The sequence below is a fragment of the Gordonia sp. PP30 genome (assembly GCF_023100845.1).
GTDB lineage: Bacteria > Actinomycetota > Actinomycetes > Mycobacteriales > Mycobacteriaceae > Gordonia.
This window is the reverse complement of record NZ_CP095864.1, coordinates 3,110,662-3,128,651: the sequence shown is the minus strand read 5'-3', so window position 1 is coordinate 3,128,651 and position 17,990 is coordinate 3,110,662. Positions and strand designations below refer to the sequence as shown.

The following is a 17,990-nucleotide window of genomic DNA, read 5'->3' as shown; positions in this document are numbered from 1 at the left end:
GCACATACTGCAACTAGGCATCACATAATGCAACATCATGAACCATGACCACATGAAGGAGAGGTATCTATGAGCCAGGTCGTCCAGGGAGTCATCGCCCGCGCCAAGGGTGCACCGGTGGAACTCGTCAACATCACCGTGCCCGACCCCGGGCCGGGCGAGGCCGTCGTGAAGATCCTGACCTGCGGTGTCTGCCACACCGATCTGCACTACCGCGAGGGCGGCATCAACGACGAGTTCCCGTTCCTGCTCGGCCACGAGGCCGCGGGCATCGTGGAGACCGTCGGCGAGGGCGTGACCGAGGTGGAGCCGGGCGACTTCGTCGTCCTCAACTGGCGCGCCGTCTGCGGTGAGTGCCGCGCCTGCCGCCGCGGCGAGCCGAAGTACTGCTTCAACTCGAAGAACGCCGAGCAGAAGATGACCATCGCCGACGGCGAGGGTGCGGGCACCGAGCTGAGCCCGGCGCTCGGCATCGGCGCGTTCATCGAGAAGACGCTGGTCGCCGCCGGACAGTGCACCAAGGTCGACCCGGAGGCCAGCCCGGCCGCGGCCGGGCTGCTCGGCTGCGGCGTGATGGCCGGCCTCGGCGCGGCGATCAACACCGGTGAGGCCGGACGCGGCAAGTCCGTCGCAGTGATCGGCTGCGGCGGCGTCGGTGTCGCCGCGATCGCCGGTGCTTCGCTGGCCGGTTCGATGCCGATCATCGCGGTCGACATCGACGCCAAGAAGCTGGAGAAGGCCAAGGAACTCGGCGCCACCCACACCGTCGACTCGTCGAAGGTCGATCCGGTCGAGGCCATCGCCGAGATCTGCGACAAGTACTACCCGGGCGCCGAGGGCGCCGACGTCGTCGTCGACGCGGTGGGCCGCCCGGAGACCTGGAAGCAGGCCTTCTACGCCCGCGACCTGGCCGGCACCGTGGTGCTGGTCGGCGTGCCGAACCCGGAGATGAAGGTCCCGGAGATCCCGCTGATCGACGTCTTCGGCCGCGGCGGGCAGCTCAAGTCCAGCTGGTACGGCGACTGCCTGCCCAGCAAGGACTTCCCGATGCTCGTCGACCTGTACCGGAACGGCCGGCTCGACCTGGACGCTTTCGTCACCGAGGAGATCGGCATCGGCGACGTCGAGGCCGCGTTCGAGAAGATGCATCACGGCGATGTGCTGCGCTCGGTGGTGGTCCTCTGATGCCGGCACGCGTCGACCACGCGGTGACGTCCGGCACCTTCAGCCTGGACGGGGAGACCTTCGACGTCGACAACAACGTCTGGGTGATCGGCGACGACACCGAGTGCATCGTGCTCGATGCCCCGCACTCGGTCTCCGAGATCCTGGACGTCGTCGGCGACCGGAAGGTGCTCGCCATCGTCTGCACCCACGCGCACGACGACCACGTCCGCTACGCGCCGGAGCTGGCCGAGGCGACCGGCGCCCCGATCTGGCTGCATCCCGACGACGCGCCGCTGTGGGAACTCACCCACCCGGGCCGGTCGTGGGACGCGGACCTGGCCGACGGGCAGGAGATCGAAGTCGGCGGCACCACGCTGACGGTGATCCACACCCCCGGCCACGCGCCGGGCGGGGTGTGCCTCTACGCGCCGGACCTGGGCGCCGTGTTCACCGGCGACACCCTGTTCCACGGCGGCCCGGGCGCCACCGGCCGGTCGTTCTCCAGCCGCGAGGTGCTCGAGGAGTCGATCCGCGATCGTCTCTACGGCCTCCCGGACGAGACCGTCGTGCACACGGGCCACGGCGACGACACCACCATCGGCGCCGAGAAGGCCCTCCTCGGCTGACCGCCGCCCTCGAGCCCCGGACCGCGGGACGCGGCAGAACTCCGTGACCGGATACGCAAACGACGAAGGGCGGCCGGGGAGCCCCGGACCGCCCTTCGTCGTCTGCTGTGCGGCGTCGGTCAGACGACGCGGAAGTTGCCGTAGCCGTGCTGGTTCAGGCGCTTCATGATGACGTTCATGTTGGTACCGGTCTCCGGGCCGAGGCAGGAGACGAAGTAGTAGGCGTTGACCATGCCGACCAGCTTGGTGCCCACGACCACCGGGCTGCCCGAGTCGCCCTCGATCACGCACATCTGCGAGAAGTGCGCGACGTTGTCGGAGAACCAGGTGACACCGCAGGTGTGACCGGTGGTGCGGCCCTCCTTGCAGATGACGGTCGGGAAGTTGACCGGTGCGGTGCTGATGCCGGTGATGGTGACGCCGCCGACGGTGCGGACCGGGCGGACCTTGTCCGGGTAGAGCTGGATGACGGCGATGTCCAGGTCGTCGTCGCTCACGACGAACTTGCCGATGTCACCGCGGTTCGGGTACTGCTCGGACAGCACGCGCTGGCCCACCTTGCCGCAGTGGCCTGCGGTCAGGGCGATCAGCTCGCCGCGGTGCTTGCCCGAGGTGGGCCGGCCCACGGCGGTGACGGTGCACGCCGCCGCGTTGTTGCCGCCCTTGAGGATCAGGATGGGCGTACCGCCGCCGACCGCCGTCTTCGGGGGTGCGGCCTGCGCGGTGCCCTGTCCGACGCCCACCAGGGCGATGATCGCGGCGAAAACCGCCGCGAAGACCAGGATGGTCTTCTTCATGTAACTACTCCGCTCGCTTGTCCCCGGCACAGCGGCCGGAGCATGGGACTGCCTCACTCTATGTGAAGGTCTCGCCGATCCCCGTCATCGGAAAGCACAGCGCTATCGGGCTGTGACAGAAATGAGACACCGCGGTCAATATACCTGGCACGCCGTGTCGCACACCACAGTCGCAGGTGGGCGGGTGTGCCCGCACAGGTGGCGCCGCCTAAAGTGGTCCCGACAGACGCGTGTCTCTGCGCGCCGCCGTCATCCGGACCGAAGAACCCGATGAATCTGGAGAAACCATAGTGACCGCACCCGGCCGTCCTGTTGTTCTGATCGCCGACAAGCTCGCCCCGTCGACCGTGGAGGCACTCGGCGGCGACGTCGAGGTCCGCTGGGTGGACGGTCCGGACCGCCCGAAGCTGCTGGAGGCCGTTGTCGACGCCGACGCGATCCTGGTCCGCTCGGCCACCACCGTCGACGCCGAGGTGCTCGACGCCGGGCCGAAGCTGAAGATCATCGCCCGCGCCGGTGTGGGCCTGGACAACGTCGACGTCCCCGCCGCCACCGAGCGCGGCGTCATGGTGGTCAACGCCCCGACGTCGAACATCCACTCCGCCGCCGAGCACGCCGTCGCGCTGCTGATGTCGGCCGCCCGTCAGGTGCCCGCCGCCGACGCGACCCTGAAGGCGAAGACCTGGAAGCGGTCGTCGTTCAGCGGCGTCGAGCTCTTCGACAAGACCGTCGGCGTGGTCGGCCTCGGCCGTATCGGCCAGCTGGTCGCCGCCCGCCTCGGCGCCTTCGAGACCCACCTCATCGCCTACGACCCCTACGTGTCGGCCGCCCGCGCCGCGCAGCTGGGTATCGAGCTGGTGAGCCTCGACGAGCTCCTCGAGCGCGCCGACTTCATCACCGTGCACCTCCCCAAGACCAAGGAGACCGCCGGCCTGATCGGCGCCGAGCAGCTGAAGCGCACCAAGGAAGGCGTGATCATCGTCAACGCCGCGCGCGGCGGCCTGATCGACGAGGCCGCGCTGGCCGAGGCGATCACCTCCGGGCACGTGCGCGCCGCCGGCCTGGACGTCTTCGCGACCGAACCGTGCACCGACTCGCCGCTGTTCGACCTGGATCAGGTCGTGGTGACCCCGCACCTGGGCGCTTCCACCGCCGAGGCCCAGGACCGCGCGGGCACCGACGTCGCCAAGAGCGTGCAGCTGGCGCTGTCCGGGCAGTTCGTGCCCGACGCCGTCAACATCACCGGCGGCCCGGTGGACGACGAGGTGGCCCCCTGGCTCGACCTGTCGCGCAAGCTCGGCCAGCTGGTCGGCGTCGTCGCCGACGGCCAGCCGACCAACATCATCGTCGAGATCCGCGGCGAGCTCGCGGCCCGCCCGGTCGACGTGCTCGGCCTCTCGGCGGTCCGCGGCCTGTTCTCCGCCGTCGTCGACGAGCCGGTCACCTTCGTCAACGCGCCGAGCGTCGCCGCCGAACGCGGCGTCAGCTACGACGTGGTCACCGCGAGCGAGAGCCCGAACCACCGCAGCATGATCGACGTCAAGGCCGTCTTCGCCGACGGGAGCCAGGTGAACGTGGCCGGCACCCTGACCGAGCCGCGCGAGGTCGAGAAGATCGTGAACATCAACGGCCGCAACTTCGATCTGCGCGCCGAGGGCAAGAACCTCATCATCAGCTACACCGACCAGCCGGGCAGCCTCGGCAAGATCGGCACCCTGCTGGGCAACGCCGGTGTCGACATCGTCGCCGCCGCGCTGGCCCAGGACCTGGAAGGCCCCGGCGCCACCACCATCCTGCGCGTCGACCGCACCGTGGATCCCGAGGTGGTCGAGGCCGTGGGCCAGGCCGTGTCGGCCACCCTGATCAAGCAGGTGGACTTCTCGTGAAGCTCGCGGTGATTCCCGGCGACGGCATCGGCCCGGAGGTCGTCGGACAGGCCCTGACCGTGCTCCGCAAGCTGCACCCGGAGGTGGAGACCACCGAGTACGACTTCGGCGCCCGCCGCTACCACGCGACCGGCGAGTTGCTGACCGACGACGACGTGGCCTCGCTCCGCGAGCACGACGCCATCCTGCTCGGCGCCATCGGTGATCCGTCGGTGCCGTCGGGTGTCCTGGAGCGCGGTTTCCTGCTGAAGCTGCGGTTCATCCTGGACCATCACGTCAATCTGCGGCCGTCGACGCTCTTCGAGGGCGTCGCCTCGCCGCTGGCCGGCGACCCGAAGATCGACTTCGTCGTGGTCCGCGAGGGCACCGAGGGCCCGTACACCGGCAACGGCGGCGCGATCCGCGTGGACACCCCGCACGAGGTGGCCACCGAGGTCAGCGTCAACACCCGGTTCGGGGTGGAGCGCGTGGTGCGCGACGCCTTCGCCCGCGCCCAGGCGCGCGGTAAGAAGCTGACCCTGGTGCACAAGACCAACGTGCTCACCTTCGCCGGCTCGCTGTGGGCTCGCACCGTCGAGGAGGTGGCCGCCGAGTTCCCCGAGGTCGCCACCGACTACTGCCACGTGGACGCGGCCACCATCTACCTGGTGACCGACCCGGGCCGCTTCGACGTGATCGTCACCGACAACCTGTTCGGCGACATCATCACCGACCTGGCGGCGGCGGTCACCGGCGGTATCGGCCTGGCGGCGTCGGGCAACATCGATGCCACCCGCGCCAACCCGTCGATGTTCGAGCCGGTCCACGGCAGCGCCCCGGACATCGCCGGGCAGAACCTGGCGGACCCGACCGCGGCGATCCTCTCGGTCGCCCTGCTGCTGCGTCATCTGGGCGACGACGACGGTGCCGCCCGCATCGAGGCGGCGGTCGCCCGCGACGTCGCCGCCCGCGGCGACGAGCGCGGCTCGACCACCGAGGTCGGCGAACGGATCCTCGCCCTCGTCTGATCGTCGCTCCCTGAGCCGGGCGTGACCGCCGCTCCCTGAGCCGGGCGTGACCGCCGCTCCCTGAGCCGGGGCGAGGCGATAGCCGAGGCCCGAGTCGAAGGGTCGGCCCCCGGATGAGAGAAGCTGTGGCACAACGGATTCGCGTCCTGATCCCGGCGCTGCTGACCCTCGTGGTCGGCGGCGCCGGGATCGGCTGTCTCATGGCCTGGCGGCACGACCTCCCCGACCCGGTGGCCACCCACTGGAGCGGCCGCACCCCGAACGGTTTCACCTCGGTGACCGGCATGTTGTGGACGTACGCCGTGATCACCGCGGTGGGCGTGCTGCTCTGCCTCGTCACCCTGATCCGCGCGGTGCCGTCGATCGCGCAGCGTCTCCTCGCCGGGATCGGTTGCGGTACCGCCGCCTTCGTCCTGATCCTGATGACCTTCGTGGCGGGATCGCAGCGCGGGGTGGCCGACGCGGCGGGCGAGCACATGCCGTTCTGGGTGATCGCGCCGTCGTTGATCGCCGGTCTGCTGCTCGGCGCGGCCGCCGCGTGGTCGGTGCCCTCGCGGCCGACGGGCAGATCGTTCGATCCGGTCGGCAGCGTGCCGGCCGGCGACGATCCGCCGCCGCTGCCCGCGCGCTGGTCCGGCGGCGGCGTCGAGGTGCGGCTGGATTCGTCGGGAGTCGTCTTCCGCGGACTGTGGGGCCTGGTGCGGATCACGGTCCCGCTGGACCGCGTGGTGCGCGCCGAGGTGGTGCCGGTCGACCCGTTCCGCGACTTCGGCGGCTGGGGGTATCGAGTCGCGTCGTTCGGAAAGCTGAAGGGCGCCAAGGGTTTCGTCTGGCGCGGCGGCGACGCCCTGCTCGTCGTCTATTCCGACGACGGTGGCCCGGACTCGCAGCGCCGGGAGATCGCGGTACTGCGCGAGGCCGCGCCCGTCGCCGCGGCCGCCATCAATGCGACGATTCGCGGCCGCCGCCGGCCACCGCACCGTACGGAGTGAGACCGCCGGTCCCGGCTCCGATCCGATACGCTCGCCTCATGCCCGACGCGGGCCGCGGGCCGGGCAGGTCAAGGGGAGGGATACGCCGATGGCGCAGGACGAACCTACGGCGGTGACGCCGCCGGATCCGGAGCCCGGCTTCGCCGAGCGGGCCCGCGATCGCCTGCACGTGGCGCTGCTGTGGGGAATCGCCCTGGCGGTGCTGGTCGCGCTCTACTTCATCCTGGCCGCGTTCCTGCCGCGCTGGTGGGCGGGCCGGATCGGCGATGCCGTCGACGGTTCGTTCGCGCGGGGGACGTCGACCGGCCTGCTCATCGGCGCCTTCGGCATGGCGCTCACGCTGATCTTCCTCGGCTTGGCCGGGCTCAGTCTGGTCAAGCGCAGCAAGATCCCGGCGATCATCTTCGCCGTGCTGGGCCTGCTCGCGGCGATTCCCAATCTGCTGACCCTGTCGGTGGTGGTGGGCGACAGCAACGCCGCGCACGCCGGTGAGCGGATCTTCGACGTCCAGGCACCCGCGTTCCGCGCCGCGAGCGTCTGGGTTGTGATCATCGGGGCGGTCATCGGCCTGGTGGTCTGCTTCTACCTCGTGCGCTACGTCCGCCGGGGCGAGCAGCTGGCGGAGGCGCGGGCGGCGCTGGACGCACAGAAGTAGCGCGGACGCCCGGCCTCACGGGGCGAGGACGGCGGCCTCGGCGGCGAGAGCGGCGCGGACCGCGGACAGCGCGGGGTCGTCGCCCTGGGACGACCGCGCCGCGGTGAACACCGACCGCAGGGGATCGCCCGGAAGGTCCACCAGCCGGAGTTCCGGCCGGCGGCCGGCATGCACCAGGCCGGGCAGGAGGGCGACGGCGTTCCCCGACTCGATCAGCCGGACATGGGCCTGCAGGTCGGCCGTCTCGAACCGGACGTCGGGCTCGAAACCCGCACTGCGGCACAGTTGTTCGGCCCAGTGCCGGGAGGCCGCTCGCCGCGGCTCCATCACCCACGGCAGCCCGGCCGCATCGGCCAGCGTGGCGACCGCGTCGAATTCGGGTCGGCCGGCGGGCACCGCGAGCTGAATCCGGTCGCGGGTCAGCGGCTGACGGTCGAGGCCGCTGAACTGCACCGTGGCGTGCCCCGGATACTCCTCGGCGATCACCAGATCGAAGCCGCGCGCCCAGGTCTCGAAGTGCGCGGTCTCCGGCTCGTGCTGCACCACGTCGATGCGCAGGTTCGGGTGCTCGGTGCGGAGCCGATCGAGTACCTGCGGCAGCAGCGCCAGCATCACGGTCTGGAACGCGGCCACCCGGACGGTGCCGCTCACCGTGCCCTGGTGCCGCCGGATGCCCGACTCGATGCGTTCGATGTGGCTGAGCAGATCGTCGGCCTCGGCGGCGAGGTACTTGGCGGTCGCGGTCAGCGCCAGGTGGCGCCCGCTGCGCTGGAACAGCGGGACGCCCACTTCCCGCTCCAGCTGTGAGAGCTGCTGGGACACCGCGGACGGGCTGTAGTTGAGCGCCTCGGCGACGGCGATCACGGTGCCCCGCGACGACAGCTCGCGCAGCAGACGCAGCCTCTTCACTTCCAGCATCGGCGGCCTTCCGATCGTCGTCTCACCATTCGGTTCTCCTTAACGATATTGCACAGATAATTCCGCTGTGCTTCATTGGCGGCAGGGGTGACCATGGCTTCATCAGGCCGATGGACGTGTGCGGGAGCACATGCCGAGCACAGAAGAGGACGACATGACGAACGCGATCGAGGCGCAGCCGCGGGTACGGCCCCAGGACCTGGCCGACGACGCCATCGCGCTGGTGCAGCGCTGGCTGACCGAGGCCGAGCGGTATCCGGTCGACGCCTCCGCGAAGCGGCTGACCGGCGTCCTCAGCGACCCGAACGGCCTGGACTTCACCGTCGGATTCGTCGACGGCGTGGTGCGGCCGGAGGACCGCCGGGCCGCGGCGAAGAAGCTGAAGAACCTCGCGCCGCTGACCCCGAAGTTCCTGCCCGCACCGATGCGCGGCGCGGTCTCGCTCGGCGGGGTGATGGCGCAGTCGCTGCCGGGTGTGGTGGTGCCGACCGCGCGGCGCGTGCTGCGCGAGATGGTCAGCCACCTCATCATCGACGCCTCCGACGACAAGCTCGGTCCGGCGATCGCGAAGATCAAGCGCGACGACGTCCGCCTCAACATCAATCTCCTTGGCGAGGCGATCCTCGGCGAGCACGAGGCGGAGCGCCGGCTCGCCGGGACGCACAAGCTCCTCGGCCGGCCGGACGTCGACTACGTCTCCATCAAGGTGTCCTCGACCGTCGCGCCGCACAACCACTGGGCCTTCGATGAGGCCGTCGCGTCGATCACCGAACAGCTGGTCCCGCTCTTCGAGCGTGCCGCATCGGCGTCGCCGAGCAAGTTCATCAACCTGGACATGGAGGAGTACAAGGACCTCGGCCTCACCATCGCGGTCTTCAAGAAGATCCTGGACCGGCCCGAGTTCGCGTCCCTCTCGGCCGGCATCGTCCTGCAGGCGTACCTGCCCGACGCGCTCGGCGCGATGATGGATCTGCAGGACTGGGCCGCCGCCCGCGTCGCGTCCGGCGGTGCGCCGATCAAGGTGCGCGTGGTGAAGGGCGCCAATCTCCCGATGGAGCACGTCGACGCGGCGATCCACGGCTGGCCGTCGGCCACCTGGGGCTCCAAGCAGGAGTCGGACACCAGCTACAAGGCGGTGCTCGATTTCGCGCTCGACCCGGCCCGGGTCGCGAACGTGCGGATCGGGGTGGCCGGGCACAACCTGTTCGACGTCGCCCTCGCCTGGCTGCTCGCCACCCGGCGCGGCGCGCAGGACGGGATCGACGTCGAGATGCTGCTCGGCATGGCGACCGCGCAGGCCGAGGCGGTCAAGCGCGAGGTCGGCTCGCTGCTGCTGTACACGCCGGTGGTGCATCCGCAGGAGTTCGACGTCGCGATCGCCTACCTGATCCGCCGCCTGGAGGAGGGCGCGAGCCAGGAGAACTTCATGTCGGCCGTCTTCGAACTGAGCGACGACGCCGGCCTGTTCGCGCGGGAGAAGGCGCGTTTCCTGGCCTCCCTCGACGACCTGGCGGCGATCACCGCCGACGGCGACCGGCAGCACTATGCGGTCCCCGAGCCCAACCGCCGCCAGGACCGCGGCCACTACGACGCCGACGGGGCGCAGGCCCGCGCCGACGCTCTGGTCGCCGCCGGGGCCCGCGGTGAGTTCGACAACACCCCCGACACCGACCCCGACCTGCCCGGCAACCGGGCGTGGGGACGCGCCATCGCCGGCCGGATGGTCGGCTCGACGCTCGGCACCGATCTCGTCGCGTCGTCGATGGTCGACGACGAGGCCGCTCTCGATGCGGTGATCGCCGCGGGTGTGGCCGCCGCCGACGACTGGCAGTCGCTCTCGGCCGACGAGCGCGCCCGGATCCTGTACCGGGCCGGGGAACGGCTGGAAGCCCGGCGCGCCGATCTGCTCGAGGTGATGGGCTCGGAGTGCGGAAAGACCCTGGACCAGGGCGATCCGGAGGTCTCCGAGGCGATCGACTTCGCCAACTACTACGCCATGCTCGGCCAGCTGCTGGAGCAGACCGACGGCGCCGCGCCGCGGCCGCGCAAGCTGGTCGCGGTGATCCCGCCGTGGAACTTCCCGGTCGCGATCCCGGCCGGCGGCGTCTTCGCCGGCCTCGCCGCGGGCAGCTCGGTGATCATCAAGCCGGCGTCGAACTCGGCCCGCAGCGCCGCGGTGATGGTGGAGGCGCTGTGGGAGGCCGGGGTGCCGCGCGAGGTGCTGCAGTTCGTGCAGTTCGCCGACCGCACGCTCGGCTCCGAGCTGGTCGCCGACCCGCGCGTGGACCGGCTGATCCTCACCGGTGCGTACGAGACCGCCGAGAGCTTCCGTGCGCTGCGCCGTGACCTGCCGATCCTCGCCGAGACCAGCGGCAAGAACGCGATCATCGTCACCCCGTCGGCCGACCTCGACCTGGCCGCCAAGGACGTCGCGCTCTCCGCGTTCGGGCACGCCGGGCAGAAGTGCTCGGCGGCCTCGCTGGTGATCCTGGTCGGCTCGGTCGCGCGGTCCAAGCGCTTCCGCGGCCAGCTGATCGACGCCGTGACCTCGCTCAAGGTCGGCACCCCCGAGCACCTCGAGACGCAGATGGGCACCATCATCACCGCGCCCTCGGGCAAGCTGCTGCGCGGCCTCACCACGCTCGGCCCGGGGGAGAGCTGGCTGCTCAAGCCCGAACCGCTCGACAGCGACAGCCCGCTCGCCCTGGACAAGAAGGGCGGCAACCGGCTGTGGAGCCCGGGGGTGCGCGACGGAGTGCGCCGCGGCTCGGAGTACCACAAGACCGAATACTTCGGTCCCATCCTGGGCATCATGACCGCCGAGACGCTCGACGAGGCGATCGACATCGTCAACGAGATCGACTACGGCCTCACCAGCGGCCTGCACTCGCTCGATCGCGACGAGCTCGCGACCTGGCTGCGGCGGATCCAGGCGGGCAACGCCTACGTCAACCGCGGCATCACCGGTGCCATCGTGCGGCGCCAGTCGTTCGGCGGCTGGAAGAAGTCGGCGATCGGCGCGGGCACCAAGGCCGGTGGGCCCAACTACCTGCACGGTCTGGTCGACTGGGTCGACGCTCCGGTGACCGCCGGGGCCAACGCGCCGCGACCGGCCGCGGCCCCGTTTCTCGCCGCGGCCGAGCAGGCCGGGGTGACCGGTGCCGACATGTCGTGGCTGTCGTCGGCGCTGGCCTCCGACGCCGCCGCCTGGATCGACGAGTTCGGCATCGCCCGCGACGCCTCGCAGCTGGGCGTCGAGCGGAATCTGCTGCGCTACCTGCCGGTGCCGGTGACCATCCGGGCCGCCGCCGACGCGCCGCTGCACCAGTTGCTGCGCGTCGTCGGGGCGGGGCTGGCCGCGGGCGGGCGCCCGACGGTCAGCACGCCGCTCGCCCTGCCGGAGGCGGTCCAGTCGGCGCTGCGCGCCGCGGGCGTCGAACTGCGCTACCAGGACGAGGCGGGCTGGGCCGATCACCTGCGGGCCCTCGCTGCGCGGGACGGCGCGGACGCGAGCGCCCGGATCCGGATCGTCGCCGGTCCCTCGCGGGAGGCCCAGGTGGCGGCGGTGTACGAGGCCACCGACGGAAAGCCGGATATCGCCGTCTACGGCGGCGAGGTGGTCTCGGCCGGTCGCGTCGAGATGCTGCCGCACCTGCACGAGCAGGCCGTCTCGATCACCGCGCACCGCTTCGGCACCCCGAACCACCTGTCGGACGGGCTGATCTGATCATGACCGAACCATCGAATCGCCCGGTCCGCACCGTCGACTACCACACCGCGGGGGAGCCGTTCCGGATCGTCGCCGAGCCGCCCGTGCCGATCGACGGGGACACCGTCGCGAACCGCCGCGTCTCCGCCGTCGACGACGCCGGCGTCGACGGCCTCCGGAAGCTGCTGTGCTTCGAGCCGCGCGGACACGCCGACATGTACGGCGGCTTCCTCACCCCGCCGGACGACGACGGCGCGCACCTCGGGGTGCTGTTCTGGCACAAGGACGGGTTCTCCACCGCCTGCGGTCACGGCACCATCGCGCTCGGCGTGTGGGCGGTCGAATCCGGGCTCGTCGCGCCGTCGCCGACCGGAGTGACCGACGTGGTGGTGGACGTGCCGTCCGGCCGGGTGACCGCCCGCGTGCACTCCGACGGCGACCGCATCGGGGCGGTCGACTTCGTGAACGTCCCGAGCTACCGCCTGGCCGCGGACGTCACGGTGAACACCTCGCGCGGACCGCTCACCGTCGACATCGCCTTCGGCGGCGCGATCTACGCGCACCTCGATGCGGCGAGCGTCGGCCTGGCTGTGACACCGGAGCACTACCAGGATCTGATCGCGCTGGGCCGTGAGATCAAGTGGAAGCTGAACGACACCCCGCTGGCCCGGCACCCCGGCGACCCGCGGCTGAGCGGCATCTACGGGACCATCATCTACGAGGACCTTCCCGCCACGGAGTCCGGCGATCCGCACCAGCGGAACGTCACGATCTTCGCCGACGGGGAGGTGGACCGCTCACCGTGCGGCTCCGGCACCTGCTCCCGCGTCGCGGTGCTGGCCGCGCAGGGCGCGCTGGCACCGGGCCAGACGCTGGTGCACGATTCGATCGTCGGCACCCGCTTCCACGCGACGATCGTCGAGGAGACCGTGGCCGAGGGATTCTCCGCGGTGATTCCGCAGGTCACCGGCATGGCCTACCGGACCGGCTGCAGCGAGTTCGAACTCGACCCGGACGACCCGCTCGGCGCCGGTTTCGTCCTCCGGTGACCCGGCCCGAGCCCCGCCCGTAGAGCCGCCCCGAGCCCATAGCCCGTTGAGCCGCCCCGAGCCCCGCAGGGGCGAGGGGCGAGTCTCTAATAGGTGGTGATCGGCGAGTGAGTCGGTCGAGGGAGACTGGTTACTGGTTCCGTGGGTGTGAACCGCCCCGGCATGTCCGGAGACTCCGTTCCTTGGGAAGGATGGAGTCATGGCAGGGAGTACGTCGAAGAGGTACACGGCCGAGCTGCGTGAGCGGGCGGTCAGGATGGTTGGCGAGATCCGGGCCGACCACGAGTCGGACTGGGCGGCGATGAGGCAGGTCGCGACGCTGCTCGGGATCGGGACGCCTGAGACGGTGAGGAAGTGGTGTCGTCAGGCCGAGGTTGATGCCGGGCAGCGGGTTGGGACGACGAGTGAGGAGTCAGCGGAGCTGAAGCGGTTGAAGCGCGAGAATGCCGAGCTCAAGCGGGCCAACGCGATCCTCAAGAGCGCATCGGCTTTCTTCGCGGCCGAACTCGACCGGCCACAGCGCTGATCGTGCGGTATATCGACGAGCACGTCGGTGACCAGCACGAGGAAGGTCTGCGATGGGGTGTCGAGTCGATCTGTGACCAGCTCACCGAGCTGGGCGCCAAGATCGCCCCCGCGACCTACTACGAGCACCGCTCCCACAAGCCGTCCAAGCGTGAAGTGCGGGATGAGGAGTTGAGGCCGAAGGTGGCCAAGGTTCATGCCGAGAACTACGGCGTCTACGGAGCCCGGAAGGTTTGGCTTCAGCTCAACCGGGAGCGCACCGCTGATGCCGAGCCGATCGCTAGGTGCACGGTGGAACGGCTGATGAGCGACCTCGGTCTTCGTGGCGCGATCCGGGGCAAGGTCAAGCGCACGACGATCGCTGATCCGAAGGCGAAGCATCCCGGTGACCTCGTGGGACGTCAGTTCGCGCCGTTGGCGCCGGACCGGCTATGGGTGGCCGACTTCACCTACGTGTCGACGTGGGCCGGCTGGGTCTACGTGGCGTTCGTGATCGATGCCTACGCGCGTCGGATCATTGGCTGGAGGTCGTCGACATCGATGACCTCTCAGCTGGTGTTGGACGCCATCGACCATGCTGTGTGGACACGGCAGCGGGAGGGCCGGCCGGTGGCCGGGGTGGTCCAGCATCACGACCACGGCAGCCAGTACACCTCTGTGGCCTACAGCGAGCGGCTCGCCGCTGACGGAATCCGTCCCTCGATGGGGGTTGTCGGATCGTCCTATGACAACGCGCTGGCCGAGTCGATCAACGGGCTCTACAAGACCGAGCTGATCAAAGCCAGAGGCCCGTGGCGCACCGTCGACCAGGTCGAGGTCGCCACCGCGGAGTGGGTCGACTGGTTCAACCACCGAAGGCTCTACGAGTACTGCGGCGACATCCCGCCAGCAGAGATGGAGACTGCGCACTACGCTCAACAACCGACCCCGACACTCGTCGAGGTCTCAAACTAGAAAGTCTCCGGACATGCCGGGGCGGTTCAGGTCGCCGCCGTAGTTCAGTCGCCACGCCAGTGATTGGCCGCTGCCGATCGGTACGGGACTGGCTCCGGCGATCGAGGCGAAGTGGGCCTGGCTGGCGAACCGGCCCGGGTGCGACCAGACCGTCAGGATGCGGGCGGCCGTTACTGGCCCGACGCCGACGACGGCGAGCAGCTCGGGCCGCCAGGAGGCCACGACAGCGCGCAGACGCCGCTCGTTGGCCGCCAGGGCCTTGTGGCATTCGATGATCTCGTCGGCCAGATCGGTGGCCGCTGCCACGGCGATCGCTGAGTGCCCGGAGCCGGTGAGGCCGCCGTCGGCGATGGCTCGGATCTGGGTCATTGTCAGCTTCTTGCCGGTGTCTGCCACCAGGCCCAGGGTCCGCACGATCGCGTTCAGCGTGTTGATCGTCGCCGTCTTCTGCCGGGACTTCTGACGCCGGGAGATCAGCAGAACTTGCAGGTCAGCACGCGTTTTTCCCTGGCGTGGCTCGGTGAGTTCGGCGAGGGAGCGTTCCAGGACCGATCGGGCGGCGCGTATCGCGTCGAGGCCGTCGGTCTTGCCGGTGCCGCGGCGGGCCTTCTTCGATGACGCCCGGGCCTCGGTCACCGCCACGCCGGCGGTGCCGGCGGCCTGCGCCAGGGTACGGCCGTAGGAGTTGGTGCCCTCGATCGCGGCCAGCACCCGGGCGCCGGCGGTGTGACGGCCGATCCAGGCCAGCGCCTTGGTGAAACCGGCGCTGGTGACGGTGAACTTCTCCGGCCGGGCGAGCACCGCACCGGTTCTGGCGTCGATGATCGCGTACAGATGATTTTTGGCGTGGGTGTCTACGCCCACAACGTAGTCATACCGTTCTGAAATACTGGTCACAGCGGACCTCCCTTGACTCATGTCCAGCACTTTCGACAGGGACGGGTCGTCCGCTATCGGTCGGTGCCGGTCAACCGCAAAGGGACTGCTGCACGTTTAGGTGACATCTGATCTGGCTTGCCTGGGAGGGTGGGCCTGGAAGGATGGCCATCGTGCCCAAGCCCTACCCGTCCGAGTTTCGTGACGACGTGGTTCGCGTCGCTCAGAACCGTGAACCTGGAGTGACGATCGAGCAGATCGCGAAAGACTTCGGGGTCCATCCGATGACGTTGCAGAAGTGGTTGCGTCGAGCCGAGATCGATGAGGGCGCCAGGCCGGGTCAGTCTCGGACCGAGTCCGCGGAGATCCGTGAGCTGCGCCGACGGAACCGGCTCCTCGAGCAGGAGAACGAGGTGCTGCGCCGTGCGGCGGCGTATCTGTCGCAGGCGAATCTGCTGGGAAAAGGCTCTACCCGCTCGTGACCGAGCTCGCCGCCGCAGGGGTTCCTGTGACGGTGACGTGTCGGGTATTGAAGCTCTCCCGCCAGCCCTACTACCGGTGGCTGGCCAACCCCATCACCCCGAGCGAGGTGGTGCAGGCCTATCGCGCGAACGCTCTGTTCGACGCCCACCGGGACGACCCTGAGTTCGGGCACCGGCTCCTGGCCGACGAGGCCCGCGGCAACGGCGAGGCGATGGCGGACCGGACTGCGTGGCGTATCGCCTCGACGAACGGCTGGTTCAGCGCGTTCGGCAAACCCAAGCGCAGCAAGGCTCGCAAGCCCGGCCCGCCCGTGCACGACGACCTCTGCGCCGTCGTCGACGAGCACGGCCGGACACGGCACGTGTTCGCCGCGGACGCACCGAACCAGCTGTGGCTGACCGACATCACCGAGCACCCGACCGCGGAGGGCAAGCTGTACCTCTGCGCGATCAAGGACGCGTTCAGTGGCCGGATCGTCGGGTACTCGATCGACTCTCGGATGAGGGCCCGATTGGCCGTCCGAGCGCTCGAGAACGCCGTCGCGATGCGCGGCGATGTCGCCGGCTGTGTGGTGCATTCGGACAGGGGGTCTCAATTCCGAAGCCGCAAATTCCGGCGCGCTTTGACCCGTCATCGCATGGTCGGAAGCATGGGAAGAGTCGGCTCCAGCGGAGACAACGCCGCTATGGAAAGCTTCTTCGCGCTGCTGCAGAAGAACGTCCTCGACCGCCGCTCCTGGACCACCCGAGAACAGCTGCGCACCGCGATCGTCACCTGGATCGAGCGGACCTACCACCGCCGCCGCCGGCAAGCCCGCCTCGGCCGTTTGACGCCCATCGAATTCGAGACCATCATGACCAACAGCGTCGCTCTCGCAGCGTGACTACAACCTGTCACCTAAACGTGCAGCAGTCCCTACCAGCATCCCTCAACCGACTCACTCGCCGGCCACGATCTATTAGAGACACGGTCTGCGCCTAGCGGCTTGACCGGCTCAACGGGCTGGTACCAGCCCGTTGAGCCGACACCGAGCCCGATAGGGCGAGGTGCCGAGTCGAAACGACCCCTTGGTCGGCTCGTCCTCGAAGGCTCCGCCGTCGGTTAACGCTCACCCGGCACGTCGACCGGCTCCTCACGGGGCCGCGGGTCGCGGGGGATCAGCGGCAGCGCCAGAATCGGTGCGGCGGCGACGATCCCGAAGACCGCCGGATAGCCCAGGCGCTCGATCATCGTGCCCAGAATCGGGGTGGTGACCGCGATGGTCACGTACTGCGCGGTGTTCTGCACGCCGAGCGCCCGGCCGCTCCACGACGGTCCGGCCCACTCGGCGATCGCGGTGAACGCCAGGCCGTTGTCGGCGACGGTCGCGATGGTGGCGAGCACCATGATCGCGGGGGCCAAGACGCTGCCGAACTGGTCGGCGACCGCGAGTGCCGCCATGGTGAGCGCCGCGGCCACCGCGATCACCCGCACCGGCCGCATCCGGGAACCCCACAGATCGGAGGCGCGGCCGGCCGCGATCCGCCCGCCGGCCGCGAACACCTGGGTCACGGTGACCAGGACGCCCGCGCTCAGCGGCGTCCAGCCGTGGCCGGTGATCAGCCAGGCCGGGACGAAGGTCCACAGCATGGACTGACCGATCACCAGCAGCACGCTGAAGCCGTGAATCCGCCAGAGGTATCCGCTCGACCGGTACGGATTGCCGGCCGGGGCGGCGGCCGGTCCAGACGTCGGCAGCGTCGGATCCACGATGCCGAAGTACACCGCCAGCAGGCCGATCGCGGTGACCGCGACCGGGACCGCCAGCGCCGCAGCCACGCCCGCCGTCGCGGCGATGACCGGCACGGTCAGTGCCAGGACCGCGATGCCGAGCGGCTGCGCCATCTGCCGCACGCCCATCGCGGTGCCGCGCTGATCGGCCGGGAAGAACCCGACCACGATGCGTCCGCTCGCGCCGTTGGCGGCACCCGATCCCAGACCGCCGACCAGCAGCGCCGCGCCCAGCGCCACGGTGCCCGCGTCGGTGGCGACGGCGACCACCGCGCCGATGGTGCCGGCCAGCGTGATCAGTATCGACACCAGCAGGATGCGCCGCTCGCCGTACCGGTCGAGCGCCAGACCCCACGCGATGATCGCCACCGTGAGGCCGACCGTGGGCACCGCGGCGAGGGTCGCCGCCGAGCTCAGCGACATGCCGCCGTCGTGCAGGGCCGGGATCACGTAGGCGAAGCCACTGGTGGCGGCGGTGGTCGTCATCGCGGCCACCAGTGCGCACACGAGAATGGCCCATCGGCGCCGGGTGGAGAGCGTCGCCGCCTCGATCGTCATGGCCTGGCTCCTTCCACT

14 protein-coding genes are annotated in these 17,990 nt (G+C 70.1%); 10 read left to right on the top strand and 4 right to left on the bottom strand.

What is annotated here, in order from left to right:
- The first annotated feature begins 69 nt into the window (after positions 1–69).
- The gene (locus MYK68_RS14455) at positions 70–1,185 is read left to right on the top strand and encodes an S-(hydroxymethyl)mycothiol dehydrogenase (RefSeq protein ID WP_247864376.1); all 1,116 of its coding nucleotides are present in this window, start codon (positions 70–72) and stop codon (positions 1,183–1,185) included.
- Positions 1,185–1,793: an MBL fold metallo-hydrolase gene (locus MYK68_RS14450; protein ID WP_247864375.1), complete on the top strand. Its 609-nt coding sequence runs from the start codon at positions 1,185–1,187 to the stop codon at positions 1,791–1,793. The genes MYK68_RS14455 and MYK68_RS14450 overlap by 1 nt, the downstream gene beginning before the upstream one ends.
- Positions 1,794–1,912: 119 nt before the next feature.
- Here MYK68_RS14450 and MYK68_RS14445 read toward each other — a convergent pair whose 3' ends face one another.
- Positions 1,913–2,590: a chymotrypsin family serine protease gene (locus MYK68_RS14445; protein ID WP_247864374.1), complete on the bottom strand. Its 678-nt coding sequence runs from the start codon at positions 2,588–2,590 to the stop codon at positions 1,913–1,915.
- Between the two features lie 290 nt (positions 2,591–2,880).
- Between MYK68_RS14445 and serA the strand changes: the two genes are divergently transcribed.
- The 4 genes from serA (at position 2,881) to MYK68_RS14425 (ending at position 7,130) form a co-directional block, all read left to right on the top strand.
- Entirely contained in the window at positions 2,881–4,476 is a 1,596-nt protein-coding gene (gene serA, locus MYK68_RS14440; RefSeq protein WP_247864373.1) for a phosphoglycerate dehydrogenase, read from the top strand.
- The gene (locus tag MYK68_RS14435; protein ID WP_247864372.1) at positions 4,473–5,483 is read left to right on the top strand and encodes a 3-isopropylmalate dehydrogenase; all 1,011 of its coding nucleotides are present in this window, start codon (positions 4,473–4,475) and stop codon (positions 5,481–5,483) included. The genes serA and MYK68_RS14435 overlap by 4 nt, the downstream gene beginning before the upstream one ends.
- A gap of 125 nt (positions 5,484–5,608) precedes the next feature.
- Positions 5,609–6,475 carry an SdpI family protein gene (locus tag MYK68_RS14430; RefSeq protein ID WP_247864371.1) on the top strand — a complete coding sequence of 289 codons (867 nt, stop codon included), beginning with the start codon at positions 5,609–5,611 and terminating at the stop codon, positions 6,473–6,475.
- Positions 6,476–6,563: 88 nt separating this feature from the next.
- Positions 6,564–7,130, top strand: coding sequence for a hypothetical protein (locus MYK68_RS14425; protein ID WP_247864370.1), 567 nt, complete (start codon positions 6,564–6,566; stop codon positions 7,128–7,130).
- A 15-nt stretch (positions 7,131–7,145) separates the two neighbouring features.
- On the opposite strand, the gene MYK68_RS14420 is transcribed toward MYK68_RS14425, so the two are convergent.
- Positions 7,146–8,048 carry a LysR family transcriptional regulator gene (locus MYK68_RS14420; protein ID WP_247864369.1) on the bottom strand — a complete coding sequence of 301 codons (903 nt, stop codon included), beginning with the start codon at positions 8,046–8,048 and terminating at the stop codon, positions 7,146–7,148.
- A 154-nt stretch (positions 8,049–8,202) separates the two neighbouring features.
- On the opposite strand from MYK68_RS14420, the gene MYK68_RS14415 reads away from it, so the two are divergent.
- The 3 genes from MYK68_RS14415 to MYK68_RS14405 all read left to right on the top strand — a co-directional run bounded on the left by MYK68_RS14415 (position 8,203) and on the right by MYK68_RS14405 (position 14,285).
- Complete coding sequence (locus MYK68_RS14415) at positions 8,203–11,775, top strand: bifunctional proline dehydrogenase/L-glutamate gamma-semialdehyde dehydrogenase (RefSeq protein ID WP_247864368.1); 3,573 nt, start codon at positions 8,203–8,205, stop codon at positions 11,773–11,775.
- 2 nt (positions 11,776–11,777) lie between these two features.
- Positions 11,778–12,806: a proline racemase family protein gene (locus MYK68_RS14410; protein WP_247864367.1), complete on the top strand. Its 1,029-nt coding sequence runs from the start codon at positions 11,778–11,780 to the stop codon at positions 12,804–12,806.
- Between the two features lie 199 nt (positions 12,807–13,005).
- A protein-coding gene (locus tag MYK68_RS14405; protein WP_247864366.1) for an IS3 family transposase occupies positions 13,006–14,285 on the top strand; the annotation gives its coding sequence in 2 pieces (ribosomal slippage) (positions 13,006–13,294 and positions 13,294–14,285; 1,281 coding nt in all).
- Here the strand turns inward: MYK68_RS14405 and MYK68_RS14400 are convergent.
- Positions 14,277–15,149: an IS110 family transposase gene (locus MYK68_RS14400; protein WP_247864365.1), complete on the bottom strand. Its 873-nt coding sequence runs from the start codon at positions 15,147–15,149 to the stop codon at positions 14,277–14,279. The two genes, MYK68_RS14405 and MYK68_RS14400, sit on opposite strands and share 9 nt — an antisense overlap.
- Positions 15,150–15,334: 185 nt before the next feature.
- Here MYK68_RS14400 and MYK68_RS14395 point away from each other — a divergent pair.
- A protein-coding gene (locus tag MYK68_RS14395; protein ID WP_247864364.1) for an IS3 family transposase occupies positions 15,335–16,527 on the top strand; the annotation gives its coding sequence in 2 pieces (ribosomal slippage) (positions 15,335–15,607 and positions 15,610–16,527; 1,191 coding nt in all).
- A 218-nt stretch (positions 16,528–16,745) separates the two neighbouring features.
- Here MYK68_RS14395 and MYK68_RS14390 read toward each other — a convergent pair.
- Positions 16,746–17,972: an MFS transporter gene (locus MYK68_RS14390; protein WP_247864363.1), complete on the bottom strand. Its 1,227-nt coding sequence runs from the start codon at positions 17,970–17,972 to the stop codon at positions 16,746–16,748.
- Positions 17,973–17,990: the final 18 nt, after the last annotated feature.